Origin of the sequence: Stutzerimonas marianensis, from assembly GCF_022810315.1 — a bacterium.
Classification (GTDB): Bacteria; Pseudomonadota; Gammaproteobacteria; order Pseudomonadales; family Pseudomonadaceae; genus Stutzerimonas; species Stutzerimonas marianensis.
Map to the genome: position 1 here is coordinate 21,505 of NZ_JALGRD010000013.1, position 14,564 is coordinate 36,068.

The window sequence follows — 14,564 nt, forward strand, 5'->3', positions numbered from 1 at the left end:
ATGATCAGAGAAATGGACTACGCACAAGATGACAAGACCGTCATCCTCAATCGCCACGGCGACGCCCCGGCGCAAAGCCCGCTGACGGATTTCAGCGCGGCGCCCAAATTCGAGCAGCTCGAAGAACGCATGATCTACGCGGCGCGCCTGCGCCCGGCAGAGACCTTCAATATCAGCCTCAACCCCCTGGTCGCGGCCGCCTCCTCGCTGCTCTCCGAAGTCGTGCGGCTCAAGCACAGCTACGAGGGCGAGGACCTGCAGGCGCTCAACCAGCGGCTGTCGAGCGAGCTGAAACTGTTCGAGCATCGCGCCCTGCACGATGGCGCCGAAAGCAGCCAGGTCATGGCCGCACGCTACGTGCTCTGCACCGCCGTCGACGAGGCGGTCGTCACCACGCCCTGGGGCAATGAGAGCGAGTGGTCGCAGATGAGCCTGCTGTCTTCGTTCCACAACGAGACCTTCGGCGGGGAGAAGTTCTTCCAATTGCTCGAGCGGCTGTCCCGCAATCCCGTCAAACACCTGCCGATGCTGGAGTTGATGTACCTCTGCCTGTCGCTGGGATTCGAAGGCAAGTATCGGGTGATGCCACGCGGCATGCTCGAGCTCGAAGCGGTACGCGACAGCCTGTACCGGCAGATCCGCCAGCTTCGCGGCGACGTGCCCCGCGAAGTGTCGCCGCACTGGCAAGGGCTCAAGGACACCCGCCGGCGCCTGGTTCGCATCGTCCCGTGGTGGATGGTTGCGCTCTTCACCCTGACCTGCCTGGGCATGCTGTATGCCGGTTTTGCCTGGGTACTGGGCGAACAGCGCAACGCCGTTCTGCAACCTTACCAATCCACCGATCCGACCCTGCAGGTCGAGCCCAAGCCGTAACAAGGACGTGACGCCATGAAGGATTTTTTCGGCAAGCTTGCCGCGTTTTTCCGCAGGACCTGGGTATGGAGCCTATGCCTGCTGCTGATCCTCATCCTGCTGGTATGGTTCGTCGGCCCGCTGCTGGCCGTTGACGACTACAAGTTCTGGGAGTCGGCGACCAGTCGCCTGCTGACCATCGCCGGTCTTTGCCTGGCCTGGGGTCTGTTCATGGTCTTCGCCAGCTGGCGCAGCACTCGGCAGAAGCAGGCCGAAGCCAGTGACGACGACGCTCAGGAGCGGCTGCGCCGCGACGGCCTGATCAGCGAGGAGCAGGCGATCCTGCGTCAGCGTCATCGCGATGCACTGCGCACGCTGAAGAGTTCCAGCCTGTACCGTGGCCGCAGCGAAAGATGGCGCAACGAGCTGCCCTGGTATCTCCTGCTCGGTCCCCAGGGTAGCGGCAAGACCTCACTGTTGGACTTCTCCGGGCTGGACTTTCCGCTCAACCGTGGCGAGAACCAGCGTCTTACCAAGGACGTCTCCGGCACCCGTTATGCCGATTGGTATTTCGCCGACCACGCCGTGCTGATCGACACCGCCGGACGCTACCTGACCCAGCCCGACGCCACGGTCGATGCCAAAGCCTGGGACACACTGCTGCAGCTGCTGCGCCGTCGCCGCGCCCGCCCGCTCAACGGCGTGCTGGTCAACATCCCGGTCGAATCGCTGCTGCATGCAAGCGAACACGAGCTCGAAACCCTGGCGCGCCAAAGTCGCCAGCGCCTGCATGACATTCATCAACGGTTGGGTGCCGATGTTCCCGTCTATCTGGTGCTGAGCAAGGCGGACAGCATCCTGGGCTTCGACGAGTTCTTCGATCAGTTATCACGCGAGGAAAGCGACCAGGTGCTTGGCGCCAGTTTCCGCAAGGAACAGGACGGTACCGATGTCGGCGTGATCCGCAGTGAATTCGAAGAGCTGCTGCGCCGGCTCAACAGCCAGGTCATCCTGCGCATGCACCAGGAGCGCGACACCCAACGGCGTGGCCGCATCCTCGATTTTCCGCACCAGCTCGGCCAGATCGGCGAGCGCCTGTGTCTGTTCATCGAGCTCGCCTTTTCCGGCAATCGTTACCAGCGCGCCAGCCAGCTACGCGGCTTCTATCTGACCAGCGCGCCGCAGCTGGAAGGGTCGCTCGATCCCCTGACCAGCGGTATCGGACGCAACCTCGGCCTGTCGAGCAGTGCACTGCCGACCTTCCGCAGCGGCCGGGCGCGCTTCATCAACCACCTGCTCAGTCGGGTCATCTTTCCCGAAGCCGACCTGGCCGGACTGGACCAGAAGGAAGTACGACGCATCGACTGGGGCCAGCGTGCCCTGTATGCCGCGAGTTTCGCCTGCCTGGCGCTATTCGGGGCGATCTGGGCACACAATTTCTCCGGCAATCACGAGCGTCTTGAGCAGCTGCGCAGCCTGGCCGAGCAGTTGGACGGGGAGCATGACGGTATCGCCGAACAGGACGATGCGTTGCGTATCCTCAAGGCACTGGATACCAGCTACGCCGCAACCCTGGTGTTCCCGGACAAGAACGAGGTGTCCTATCTGCAACGCGGCGGTCTCTACCAGGGCGAACATGTCGACCCGACGCTGCACCAGGCTTACCGGCGCGAACTCGAACGCCTGCTCCTGCCACGTGTCGCCCGCCAGCTCGAGGCTCAGATTCGGGCCAACCTTGGCGATCGCGAGCGGCTGTTGGGCAGCCTGCGCGCCTACCTGATGCTCAATTTGGCTGAACGACGTGACAACGGATTCCTCGAGGACTGGCTGGCCGCCGACTGGTCGCTGCGCTACGCCGGCAATGCCGTCGCGCAGAATGGCCTTAACACGCACTTCAAGCGCCTGCTCGAGGAAGGCTTCACCCCGCACACGCTCAACGACCCGCTGGTTGCCGAGGCACGCCAGGTGCTGCGCAGCGAATCGCTGGCCAATGTCGTCTACCGCATGTTGCGAGATCAAGCGCACAGCCTGCCGGACTATCGCTTCAGCCAGCGCCTCGGGCCGCAGGGCGCGTTGTTCGGCGGCAGCGACTATGCGATTCCCGGCTTCTACACCCGCAACGGCTATGACAGCTTCTATGTTGCCCAGGGCAGCGACCTGGTACGGGACATTCTGCGCGACAACTGGGTATTGGGCGAAGGCGACAGCCTCAGCCTGAAGGACCTTGGCCGGTTGATGGTCGATATGGAGCAGCTGTATTTCCGCGACTACGCCAATTACTGGGCCGAAGCCGTGGCGCAGCTTAACCTGGAACCCATCGCCGGCACCGCGCAGGGCGCGACGCTGCTCGGTGGGCTGACCGCCGCCAACTCCCCGCTGCTGCAACTGCTGGTCGAAGTTCGCGACAACACGCGCTTCGCCGGGGCCGCAGAAGCTGCGGGTGACGCGGCGGAAGCGGCCGAGGCGCTCAACGGCGCCAATGGCAAGCTCGGCAAAGCGGCCCGGCTTGCCTCGGCTGCCGCCGAGCAGACGCAGGCGGCACTGGCGAAAAACCTGCCGGATACCGCGCGCAAAACCCTGGAACGGCGCTTCGAACCCTTGCACCGGCTGCTGGACGAGAACGCGGGCCCCAGCGCCGAGCTGATTCCGACCCTGCAGGCGCTCGACGCCCTGCAACTGCAGCTGGCCGGGCTGGCTCACGCCAGCGCGCCCGATCAGGCGGCTTTCGAGCTGGCCAAGGCCCGCATGGGTGGCCAGCGCGACGCGATCAACCAGCTGCGCGCCAGCGCGGCGCGCCTGCCCCAGCCGATCGGCAACTGGCTTGGCCTGCTCGCCGAGGACAGCTGGTCGCTGGTGCTCAACGATGCCTATCACTACCTGAACCAGCGCTACCAGGGCGAGCTTTATGCCTTCTACAAGGGCTCGCTGCGCCAGCGTTACCCCTTCAGCGCCAACAGCCAGAGCGATGTGGCTATTGCCGATTTCCGGGAATTCTTCAAGGCACAGGGGGTTGCCGACGGGTTTTTCGAGCGCTACCTGAAGCCGTTTGTCAGCGGCACCGCGGGTGGCTATCAGGTACGCCGTGTCGATGGTCGCGGGCTGCCACTGTCGCGTGAATTCCTGGCGCAGATGCGTCATGCGCAGACGATCCGCCGCAGTTTCTTCGCGGAAAACCCCAACGAGCCGCAGATTCGCTTCAAGCTTGAGCCCTACTCGCTGGACTCGAGCCTGGGCCGTGCCGACTTCCGCTTCGGCGACCAGCATCTCGAATACCGTCACGGTCCCATCCTGCAGACCGCCTTCACCTGGCCGGCCGATGCCGAGCAAGGCCGCACCAACCTGGTCGTGGAAGAGCTGGGCGGGCGACGCGTGGGCATCGAGAAAAATACCGGACCCTGGTCGCTGTTCCGCCTGTTGGACCTGATGCAGGTCGACTACCACAGTGGCCGTGACGTCCTGATGCTCAAGGCCAACCTTGATGGTCGCCAGGCCAACTTCCTGCTGCATAGCCAGCGCTCGCCGAACCCGTTCGACATCGCGCTGCTGCGTGACTTCAAGTTGCCGGCGACCCTGTGATGACCATGACACGCCCGGCCTGTACCTGGCGCAGCGCGGCGCGGACCGATACCGGCAAGGTCCGCGCCCGTAACGAGGATGCCTTCCTCAACGTGCCCGAGAAGGGTCTCTGGGTCGTCGCCGACGGCATGGGCGGGCATCACAACGGCGCGCTGGCCAGCCGCCTGATCGTCGAGCACCTGGCCGAGCTGCCTGAAGGCAGCCTGCCGGAGCGGTTGATCGCCCTGCGTCACTGCCTGCACGCGCTCAACCGGCGCCTTGGACACGACCTCACGGTAACAGCCGACCAACCCGATCCGGTGATCGGCAGCACCGTGGTTGCGCTGTTGATCGACGACGCGCGCGCGGCCTGCGTCTGGGCGGGTGACAGCCGTTGCTATCTCTGGCGCGGTGGGCGGCTATATCAGCTCTCGCGCGATCATTCGCTGATGCAGCAGCTGATCGACGAGCAGGCACTGAGCCCACAGCAGGCCGCACGTCATCCCGCCGCCCATGCCCTTACCCGCGCCATCGGCGCCGGCGAGCAGCTGGTGCTGGACATCCTTGAGTTCGACGTCCATCCGGGCGATACCCTGCTGCTGTGCAGCGACGGGCTGTACCAGAGCCTGACGCCGGACAGCCTTGGTGCGGCGCTTGATGCGCCGTCGCCGAGCCTGGCCCTGCAGCGGCTCTTCGATGCCGTGCTGGAAGGCCCGGCCCGGGACAACCTCAGCGCCGTGGTGATCCGCCGATGACCGATCCGTTACGCGCCGAGTTGGATTCGGACCTGACCTACTTCGCGTTCGCTGCCAGCGCGGCAACGTCCAGCGCACCGGCGGCGCCGACCCCGTCGATCGCGCCTGGAGAGCTGCCAGACATCCTTGCCGGTCGCTACCTGATCGAGCGGCTGCTCGGCGTCGGCGGCATGGGCGCGGTCTACCGGGCACGCGATCTGCTGCGCGAACAGTTCGGCGATCCGGAACCCTTTGTGGCGCTGAAGACCCTGAGTGACGAGTTCGCCGAATACCCCGATGCGCACGCACTGCTCTACAGCGAATTCGCCCTGACGGCCCGGCTCAGCCACCGCCATGTGGTGCGCCTGTTCGGCTTCGACGTGGACACCGCCAGCCAACGGGCTTTCATCACCCTCGAGCTACTCAAAGGGCCGACACTCGACCATCTACTTGCTGAACACCCGCAGGGCCTCGCGGGGCAAGCGTTGCGGGACATCGCCGTGCCCCTGCTCCAGGCGATGGAGTATTCGCACAGCCGTGGCGTGATCCACGGCGACATCAAGCCAAGCAACGTGATCCTCGCCGATGACGGCCTGCGCCTGTTCGACTACGGTCTCGGGCAGCCCATCGACGGCCTGCTGGCAAACCTGCCACGTCTGTCGCGCACGCGTTTCAAGGCCTGGACCACCCGCTACGCTGCGCCGGAACTGCTCGAGGGGGCCGAGCCGTCGGCCGCCAGCGATATCTACGCACTCGGCTGCCTGCTGTTCGAACTGGCGTCCGGGCAGCATCCGTTCCGCCGCCTCAGTGCCAAGCAGGCTCGCGCGATGGCGTTGGACAAGGCGCTGCGATGCCCACCGACCTTCCCCGCACACGGCTGGCCTGCCCTGCGCGCCGCACTGGCGTTCGACATCAGCGAGCGGGCCGCCAGCCTGCACCCATTACTGGACGCATTTCTGCGCCCCGCACCGAGCCGCCTGCAGCGCTGGCTTGGGCGGGCCCGATGACACGACACAAGGAAGCGCCATGTTCAACGCGGCCAATCAAACCCATTTCAGCCTGACCCTCACGGACCTTGAGCACGATCTACAGGTGCTCGCCTTTACCGGCCATGAGGCTATCAGCCAGCCTTATCGCTTCGATCTGGAGCTGGTCAGCGAGCGTGCCGACCTCGACCTCAAAGACTTACTCCACCGCCCCGCCTTCCTCGCGCTTTCGCCCGCCGGCGATGGCATTCATGGCCTGGTTCATCGCGTCGCGCAGGGTGAATCCGGCAAACGCCTGACCCGCTACAGGCTGACACTGGTGCCGCAGCTCGCCTACCTCGCCCATCGCACAGACCAACGCATCTTCCAGCACCTGACCGTGCCGCAGATCGTCGCGCAAGTGCTCGAGGGCCACGGCATTCAGGCAGACGCCTATCGTTTCCAGCTCGGTCCCTTCGTCTATCCGCAGCGCGATTACTGCACCCAATATGACGAAACCGATCTGCACTTCATCCAACGCCTGTGCGAGGAAGAAGGCATCCACTACCACTTCGAGCACAGCGCCCAGGGTCATGTGCTGGTATTCGGTGATGACCAGACCAGCTTTCCCCGCCTTGGCCAGCCCACCGCGTATCTGCAAGACAGCGGTCTGGTCGCTGACGAGCCGGTCATCAAACGCTTCGCCGTTCGCCTGGAAACCCGACCCAATCGGGTAAGCCGGCGCGATTACGACTTCGAACAACCACGCCTGGTGATGGAAGCCAGCCATAACGAGCAGCGCCTAAGTACAGAGCCGCTCGCGCTGGAGGATTACGATTATCCGGGCCGTTTCACCGACCGCTCGCTCGGCAAACACCTTGCCCAGCGTACCCTCGAACGCCACCGCGCCGACTTCCGCCAGGCCAAAGGCCGCAGCGATCAGCCCAGGCTCGTCAGCGGTCATTTGCTGGAAATCTCGGACCACCCGCGCCGCGAATGGAATGACCTGTGGCTGCTGACCGACGTACTGCATGAAGGCAAGCAGCCGCAGGTATTGGAGGAATCAATCACCTCATCCCCTGCCCACCGCGGACAGCACCCTCTCCCTCTGGGAGAGGGTGCCCCAGGCGACTCGAACTTCACCCAAGGCTACCGCAACCGCTTCCTCGCCACACCATGGGCCGTGCCCTACCGCCCGCAACTCGCTCACCCCAAACCGCGCGTTTTGGGCAGCCAGAGCGCCGTGGTCACGGGACCGGCTGGCGAAGAAATCCACTGCGACCAATACGGTCGGGTCAAGGTTCAGTTTTTCTGGGATCGCCACGGCCAGGCCGACGACAAGACCAGCTGCTGGCTGCGCGTCAGCTCGAGCTGGGCCGGCGACCGCTACGGTGGCATCGCCATCCCGCGTGTCGGCATGGAAGTGCTGGTCACCTTCCTTGAAGGCGATCCCGACCAACCCTTGGTGACCGGCTGCCTGGACCACAAGGAGCACCAGGTCCCCTACGACCTGCCGGCAAACAAGACCCGCACGGTGTTCAAAACCCTGAGTTCACCGGGCGGTGGCGGCTACAACGAGCTGCGCATCGAAGACCGCAAGGGCGCCGAGCAGATCTACCTACACGCCCAGCGCGACTGGGACGAGAACATCGAGCACGACCAGAAGATCCGCGTCGGTCATGAACGCCACGATACGGTGGAAGCCAACAGCTACAGCGAATTCCGCGCGGAAGAACACCTGACCGTTGCCGGCGACCGCAAGGTGGAAGTCAAACCCGACGACCATTTCACCGTCGGCCAGACCCAGCACATCAAGCTCGGCACCGCCCAGCTGACCAAGGCCGGTCGCGAGATCCACCTCAAGGCCGGGCAGAAGATGGTCATCGAAGCCGGCGTCGAACTGACCCTCAAAGCCGGCGGCAGCTTCATCAAGCTCGACCCGGGCGGCATCACCGTCTCCGGCCCGCTGGTGCGAATCAACGCTGGCGGCGCGCCGGGTAAGGGCTCGGGGATCAAGATCAAGTCACCGATGTTGCCGGGAATGGCCGATAGCGATAAGGCGGGGCACCTGTTGGAACAGGCACCACCAAGCGAGGGAGCCAAGGTAGCCAGCAAACACAAGCGCTCGCTCAACTTCTCAGGCTAGGCAAGGATGGCCATCGGGCCAGCTCGAACAGTAAGGAAACGTCAATGGCCGAACACAAGCCGATCAACTGGGCATACCCATTCCCCAGCAAGGACACCAACTGCAACGCGCTGCAGCTGCTTACTCATATGGCGCAAGCCAAGGGTGGGTTCTACCCCACCGGCGAGAACGGCTTATGGCATGGGGGCGTGCATTTCGACGAAGGCACAGCCGTTGCATTCGACCAGTCGAGCGTGCGCTGTATCGCCGACGGAGAGGTGATCGCCTACCGCATCGACGAGCGCTACCCGGTCAGCGAATTCACCGACGACATTCCCTTGGTCAAACGTGCACCCTTTTCCACGGGGTTCGTTCTGGTCAAGCACAGCCTGCAACCGCCACCATTGAAGAACGCTGACGGCAGCATCGTTGAGGGGCAAACCTCTCCAAGCCTTTCCCTGTATAGCCTGTACATGCATTTGCTGGACTGGGCGGGCTACCAGGCGCAACCGGACCTGCCGCGCCCCGCCTTCTGGGAAACCAGGCGCTACACCGTCAACACGCAAAACCAGGGTTTGAGCGTTCGCGCCGGTCCGAGCAAGAGCACCACTAAGCTGTCGGAGCTGTCCAAAGGTGCCGAGATCACCATCGGCAGAGCGGAAGGCGAATTCAGCAAGCTGGTCAGTCTGGTCAGCGGGACGGCACAACCCGCCCTATCAGCTGACGACGAGGGGCACCTGCCGGGCTATGTGTCCACCAGCCTGCTCAAACCGCACAGCGAGCCAGCGGAATACGACAAGGTAGTCGTTCTTAACAGCGGAGTGCCGATCAAGGCGGGTGAACTTATTGGCCATCCCGGTCTGTACCAGAACCACGACAGCGCCGCTCAGCACATGGTCCATGTCGAACTGTTCAGCTGCGACGATGTGCCCGCTTTCATCGCGCAGAGCCGCGCCTGGGCCAGCCGCTTGCCGGACGACCAGAAAACCCTGCTCAAGATCTACAAAGGTGCGAGCAAACTGGTTCCGCACCGGGACGACATCAATGCCGATAATCCACCCAAGCTGGATGACGACGGCACGCAGATCGGTGTCGACCTGATCATTCCGCAGTCCCTGTTGGATGGGCTCCCCGCTTCGAGAAAGATTCAGATCAAGGACGGCGCTGACAACACCATGCACTGGTGGCGGCTGGACGGCCTGTTCGCCGACGCTAACGGTAACCCCATCAACGGCTGGCTCGCCGAGCAGGAGCTGATCACTACTCGTCACAGTCCGTGGGAGTGGGAAGGCTTCCAGTGCGTCGAGGAAACCGGAACGCCCGTCGAAAAGCTCGCCTACGCCTTCAATGCCAAAGGCCTGCTGAGCGCAGACGAACAGCACAACTACCGGGCCCAGATCAGCAAGGCCGATGGCGGCCCAATCGTAACGCTCGCTCGACTCTACGATATCGCCGATACCGATAAGGATGGCGTATTGACCAGCACTGAAATCCAAGCAGCCCTGGCCAAGCCTTGGCACGCTCAAGTGCTCGGGCAATTGATCACCAAGTACGAAAGTGAGTGGTTCTGGAAAAAGGACAAGTGGGATGAGCTCGATCCATTGTTAGCGGAAGAGCCCGGAAAGCCGAACCTTGTTTGGGAGGTGGAAAAGCAGCGGATCGAAAAGTTGAGCTGGTGGGGCGAACTGGTTGGGCAGCATGGTTTTAGTGAGGACAGGGAAGCGTGGCATATTCAGACCATCGGATTAATGAACAACTTTAGGCTCATAGACGATGAAAATGACCTTAAGTGGCTAAAAGTTCCGCGTGGGCAGCTAACATTTGATGCTGAAGGGAACGATATTGAAGACTCTCTTTTTTTCAGTAGGGTGCCCCACTGGCCTCCGGTTGGCGCTTCCGGGGTAACCATAGGTCGGGGTTATGATGTCGGTCATCAGCCAAATGTGAAACATGATTTAGAGTGCGTTGGTATTTCAGAACCGCTGCTATCTTGGCTGTCTGGTGGCAAGGGGCTTACTAAAAGCAAGGCGAGTGATTATTTAAACTCCGCAGCCGCAAGAATTAGATCTACACATATCACAAGAAAGCAACAGCATGACTTGTTTGTCTTTGTATATGAGTTTATGGAGAAGGATGTCAGAAGGATATGTGAAAAGAGAGATGTTATTGAAGCGTACGGAGCTACAGATTGGGATGCGCTTCATCCAAAAATAAAGGACATGTTGGTGGACTTGCGTTACCGAGGAGATTACACGCCGGATATTCGCGCCCTGCTCCAAGAATATGTGGCGAGCAACGATCTTGCACGATTTAGCAGTGTGATAAAAAACCGATCAAATTGGCCACAAAACCTACCCAGTGATCGTTTCTTAAGAAGATCAAGGTACATAGATGAATAGTATGCGCTGGAATATGTTGCTTGCTGCATTGGCATTAGGCGTTGCGCCGGCTTATACCGTTGCCGATACGGATGTATATCGGTATGCAGTGGAAGTTAATGCTAAGAGAGCTGAAGGTCTGTTATTCAAATATACGCGATTCAATTCGGAGTCGCCATATCCATGCCTTAGACTTGAACTGATAAACCCTAAGGACGACTGGGCTGTTGTCGAACGAAAGGATATTTGTGAAATGAACGGCCTGTCTCTGGCAAATGATTTTTCATATGCAGGCTTTTCAAGAATAGAGTTTCATGGCAGCGCCGTCAGTTTTGATTTTAACTATCTTCTGAATGAAGAGCCAGGGGAGCATGTCCAAAGGTGTACTGTCGACGCCAAGGGCAAAGCGTTGTCAGAAATGAAATGCACGGATCCTCAAAGTGCTAATTGACGTAAGTTAAGCTTAGCAGCTGCAAGCTTAATTGAAGGCTTAAAAATTCGTACAGCGAAACTTAAGGAATCCATTAGCGCTCAATGTTAAGACTTTCGCCTTTGGCAAGGCGTCAATCAGACTGCTGGTTCGATGTGCTGGAAGATCCTGACTCAGGGCTTTTATTCATAGTAGAAAGTTATGGTTTGTCGCCGCACTGCTCTCAATGCCTTAGCTTTTACAAACCACCAACATTTTATTTTCCCTAGTTCGGGATCACGGCAGCCTCTTCGCTTGATACAGCAGTCTATTGATCCATTAGATTACTTTGACGCCGAAGGATCCATAGTAATTTGAAGCGCAAATTCTCTTTGCATCCAACGAATCCACAATCGTAAGCATTAGCGCTCGGGGCATATTGCCATCACCCCGCAACCCTGCCATAAACGCGCTTTCGCCATGACGCTACAAGGATGTACCGATGCGATTGCTACGATGCGCCCTGCTTGGGCTGGTGGGATTGGCCGTGCTAGCGGCTGGGATCGGGCTGTATTTTGTGGTCTACCCGAACCTTCCAGAGTACGAAGCACCCGAGGCGCTGCATTATCTTGACCAATGGGGCGAGGCTGATCGGCAAACCTATTACTACACGCCGCAAGGCACCCAGGTTAAGGGGCTGGAGTACGACTGGTTTGGTGCGCTGGAGCGGCCCTTCAGTCAGGACAGGTTCGCCACGCCCGATTACCTTGCCCGCTTCGGCTTTCTGGTCGATCCTGCACAACAACCCACCGCGCTGAACCCCGGCAACCTGCCGGTCGGTTTTGCCCGCCACGAGGACGACGAGACCGGTCGCGCCTATCTGGACGTGACCTGCGCGGCCTGTCACACCGGCGAGCTGCGCTACAACGGGCAGGCCGTTCGCATCGACGGTGGCGCCGCGATGCACTCGTTGGCTTCGACTGTACCGACGCTGCGCGGCGGCTCATTCGGCCAAGCACTCGGCATGAGCATGGCCTTCACCTACTACAACCCACTCAAGTTCCGCCGTTTCGCCCAAAGGGTGCTTGGGGAACGCTACGAACGCGACCGCGCTCAGTTGCGTCAGGATTTCAAACGGGTGCTCGACCGCCTGCTCGGCACGGCCTACAACGATTGGCATCGCGGGCTCTACCCCACCGAAGAAGGCTTCGGCCGTACCGATGCGTTCGGTCGCATCGCAAATACGGTGTTCGGCGATGCCCTCGATCCAGCGAATTACCGCGTTGCCAATGCGCCGGTCAGCTATCCGCAAGTGTGGGACATCTGGAAGTTCGACTGGGTGCAGTGGAACGGTTCGGCCATGCAACCGATGGCGCGCAACATCGGTGAGGCATTGGGCGTGGGCGCGCGGCTGCAACTGATGCACGAGAACGGCGCGCCGATAACGGAAGCCGAGCGCTACGCCTCTGGGGTCCGCGTGCGTGATCTGCACACGCTGGAAACCACGCTCATGCGATTGGCACCCCCGCGATGGCCCGAAGCGATTCTAGGCAACATCCACGTGGAACAGGCCAGCCGTGGGCGTGCGCTGTACCGGGAGAATTGCGCTCATTGCCACGACGCCAAGCCCAAACCGGTGACCAAGCGCTTCGCGCCCGACCGCGACCCGGAGTGGCACATGCCGGTGATTTCCACGACTGTGGTCGGCACCGACCCGACCACGGCCGACAACATCGCGGACCATCGTTTCGACCTGTCCCGCCTTGGCTGGACCCAGGCCGAGCTGGACAGGCTGGACGTGCGCCTGTTCGGCAAGACATCGGACCCGCTGGATCTGACCCAGGTGTCCAGCGCCAAAGGGCTCGCCTATATCACCGCCTATGTCGAAGCGCGCGCCTATCGCGACGCGGGCATCAGAACAGACGAACGTGCCGAGTTCGACGGCTTCGGCCTGCCCATCGGCGTGCAGGAACTGCGCGGCTACAAGGCGCGCCCGCTGGATGGCATCTGGGCGACACCGCCTTTCCTGCATAACGGCTCGGTCCCCTCGCTCTTTCAGCTCCTCTCGCCGGTCGCCGAGCGGCAGACGCGTTTCTGGACCGGTAGCCGTGAATACGACCCCCGGCATGTCGGCATCCGCACCGAAGGTTTCGAGGGTGGTTTTCTGTTGGACACCTCGATCACCGGCAACAGCAACCGGGGCCACGAGTTTCGGGCAGGCTGCCGTGGCAACGGCGTGATTGGCCGCGCGCTGGCCCCCGCAGAACGCTGGGCGCTGGTGGAATACCTCAAGGTTCTCGGCAATCCGTCCTTCGAATCGCGCCTGAAGGACTTGCCGCCTCGCCCCTACAACCCCGGCCCAGCCTGCCTCTGATCTGCAAAAGGAAATTGCCATGTTCAAGACAATCTGGCTCTGGCTCGGACGGCTGCTCGGCAGACTTTTACTCGTCGGGCTCGCGCTCGGCCTGGTCGGCGGGACGATCGGTGCCGTGATGTTCCACGTGAAGCACAGCGGGTCGGTCTCGACCGACGAGGTGATCGCCCCGACCGAGGCGGCCGATACCCAGGCCATCATCGAGAACGCCATCGCCGTGGTCGAGCAGCACAGCGAGAACACTCGCGTGCTGCGCGACGCCCATGCCAAGGCGCACGGCTGCGTGCGCGCCGAGGTCAGTGTGCGTGCTGATCTGGAACCCACACTGCGCCAGGGTGTGTTCAGCGAGCCGGGCAAGACCTGGCAGGCCTGGGTGAGGCTGTCCAACGGCAACGCCTACCCGCAGTTCGACCGCATCAAGGATGCCCGCGGCATGGCGATCAAGCTCGTCGACGTACCGGGAGAAAAGCTCACGCGCGATCCACGTCATGCCGGCGAGCAGGATTTCGTGATGTTCAACCACCCGGTGTTTTTCGTCCGTGATGTCGCCGAATACCGCAGCAACTTCGCTGCCCAGGCGCAGGGCAAGAAAGCGCTGGCGTTCTTCCCGAGCATCGATCCGCGCAGCTGGGAGCTGCGCCATCTGTTCATCGCGCTGCAGACCCTGGCACCCGCGCCGGAGAGCCCGGTATCCACCATTTACAGCTCCGTGGCGCCGTACAAGCTCGGCCCGCACAACATCAAGTACCGGGTCATTCCGGCACCGGAAAACTGCCCGACCTACCAGCTGCCCGAGCAGAACCGCGACCTGCCGAACTTCCTGCGCAGCGCGCTTTACCAGCAGCTGTCGCTGGACCGGGTGCCGGCGTGCTTCGAATTGCAGGTGCAACGCCAGAACCCGGCGTATTACATGCCGATCGAGGACACCAGCATCGAATGGGACGAAGCCATCGCTCCATTCGAGACGGTCGCCGACATCCGCCTGCCAGCTCAGGACTTCGATAGCCGCGAGCAGAACCTCGCGTGTGACAACCTCTCGTTCAACCCTTGGCATGCGTTGCCGGCACACCGCCCCATCGGTGGCATCAACCGCCTGCGCAAAGCGGTGTACGAAGCGATCAGCACCTACCGCCTGGAGCGCAACGGCGCGTTTGCTCAATAACCAGATCGCC

9 protein-coding genes are annotated in these 14,564 nt (G+C 61.7%); all 9 read left to right on the plus strand.

The features are described from left to right. The 9 genes from icmH (at window position 1) to MST27_RS20150 (ending at window position 14,554) form a co-directional block, all read left to right on the plus strand. A complete protein-coding gene (gene icmH, locus MST27_RS20110; RefSeq protein WP_243607705.1) occupies window positions 1–873 on the plus strand; it encodes a type IVB secretion system protein IcmH/DotU in 873 nt (290 codons plus the stop codon). Between the two features lie 15 nt (window positions 874–888). Beyond that, window positions 889–4,428, plus strand: coding sequence for a type VI secretion system membrane subunit TssM (gene tssM, locus MST27_RS20115; protein WP_243607706.1), 3,540 nt, complete (start codon window positions 889–891; stop codon window positions 4,426–4,428). 5 nt (window positions 4,429–4,433) lie between these two features. Next, the gene (locus tag MST27_RS20120) at window positions 4,434–5,162 is read left to right on the plus strand and encodes a PP2C family protein-serine/threonine phosphatase (RefSeq protein WP_243607763.1); all 729 of its coding nucleotides are present in this window, start codon (window positions 4,434–4,436) and stop codon (window positions 5,160–5,162) included. Continuing rightward, window positions 5,159–6,148: a serine/threonine-protein kinase gene (locus tag MST27_RS20125; protein WP_243607707.1), complete on the plus strand. Its 990-nt coding sequence runs from the start codon at window positions 5,159–5,161 to the stop codon at window positions 6,146–6,148. Before MST27_RS20120 ends, MST27_RS20125 begins: the two co-directional genes overlap by 4 nt. Window positions 6,149–6,167: 19 nt before the next feature. After that, window positions 6,168–8,252 carry a type VI secretion system Vgr family protein gene (locus tag MST27_RS20130; RefSeq protein WP_243607708.1) on the plus strand — a complete coding sequence of 695 codons (2,085 nt, stop codon included), beginning with the start codon at window positions 6,168–6,170 and terminating at the stop codon, window positions 8,250–8,252. 44 nt (window positions 8,253–8,296) lie between these two features. After that, window positions 8,297–10,630 carry a pesticin C-terminus-like muramidase gene (locus MST27_RS20135; RefSeq protein ID WP_243607709.1) on the plus strand — a complete coding sequence of 778 codons (2,334 nt, stop codon included), beginning with the start codon at window positions 8,297–8,299 and terminating at the stop codon, window positions 10,628–10,630. Then, window positions 10,623–11,060: a hypothetical protein gene (locus MST27_RS20140; RefSeq protein WP_243607710.1), complete on the plus strand. Its 438-nt coding sequence runs from the start codon at window positions 10,623–10,625 to the stop codon at window positions 11,058–11,060. The genes MST27_RS20135 and MST27_RS20140 overlap by 8 nt, the downstream gene beginning before the upstream one ends. A 460-nt stretch (window positions 11,061–11,520) precedes the next feature. Next, window positions 11,521–13,392, plus strand: coding sequence for a di-heme-cytochrome C peroxidase (locus MST27_RS20145; RefSeq protein ID WP_243607711.1), 1,872 nt, complete (start codon window positions 11,521–11,523; stop codon window positions 13,390–13,392). 19 nt (window positions 13,393–13,411) lie between these two features. After that, complete coding sequence (locus tag MST27_RS20150; RefSeq protein ID WP_243607712.1) at window positions 13,412–14,554, plus strand: catalase family protein; 1,143 nt, start codon at window positions 13,412–13,414, stop codon at window positions 14,552–14,554. Window positions 14,555–14,564 lie beyond the last annotated feature (10 nt).

Coding starts and splice junctions, on each gene's coding strand:
- icmH (WP_243607705.1), top strand. CDS start 1: ATGATCAGAGAAATGGACTACGCACAAGATGACAAGACCGTCATCCTC.
- tssM (WP_243607706.1), top strand. CDS start 889: ATGAAGGATTTTTTCGGCAAGCTTGCCGCGTTTTTCCGCAGGACCTGG.
- MST27_RS20120 (WP_243607763.1), top strand. CDS start 4,434: ATGACACGCCCGGCCTGTACCTGGCGCAGCGCGGCGCGGACCGATACC.
- MST27_RS20125 (WP_243607707.1), top strand. CDS start 5,159: ATGACCGATCCGTTACGCGCCGAGTTGGATTCGGACCTGACCTACTTC.
- MST27_RS20130 (WP_243607708.1), top strand. CDS start 6,168: ATGTTCAACGCGGCCAATCAAACCCATTTCAGCCTGACCCTCACGGAC.
- MST27_RS20135 (WP_243607709.1), top strand. CDS start 8,297: ATGGCCGAACACAAGCCGATCAACTGGGCATACCCATTCCCCAGCAAG.
- MST27_RS20140 (WP_243607710.1), top strand. CDS start 10,623: ATGAATAGTATGCGCTGGAATATGTTGCTTGCTGCATTGGCATTAGGC.
- MST27_RS20145 (WP_243607711.1), top strand. CDS start 11,521: ATGCGATTGCTACGATGCGCCCTGCTTGGGCTGGTGGGATTGGCCGTG.
- MST27_RS20150 (WP_243607712.1), top strand. CDS start 13,412: ATGTTCAAGACAATCTGGCTCTGGCTCGGACGGCTGCTCGGCAGACTT.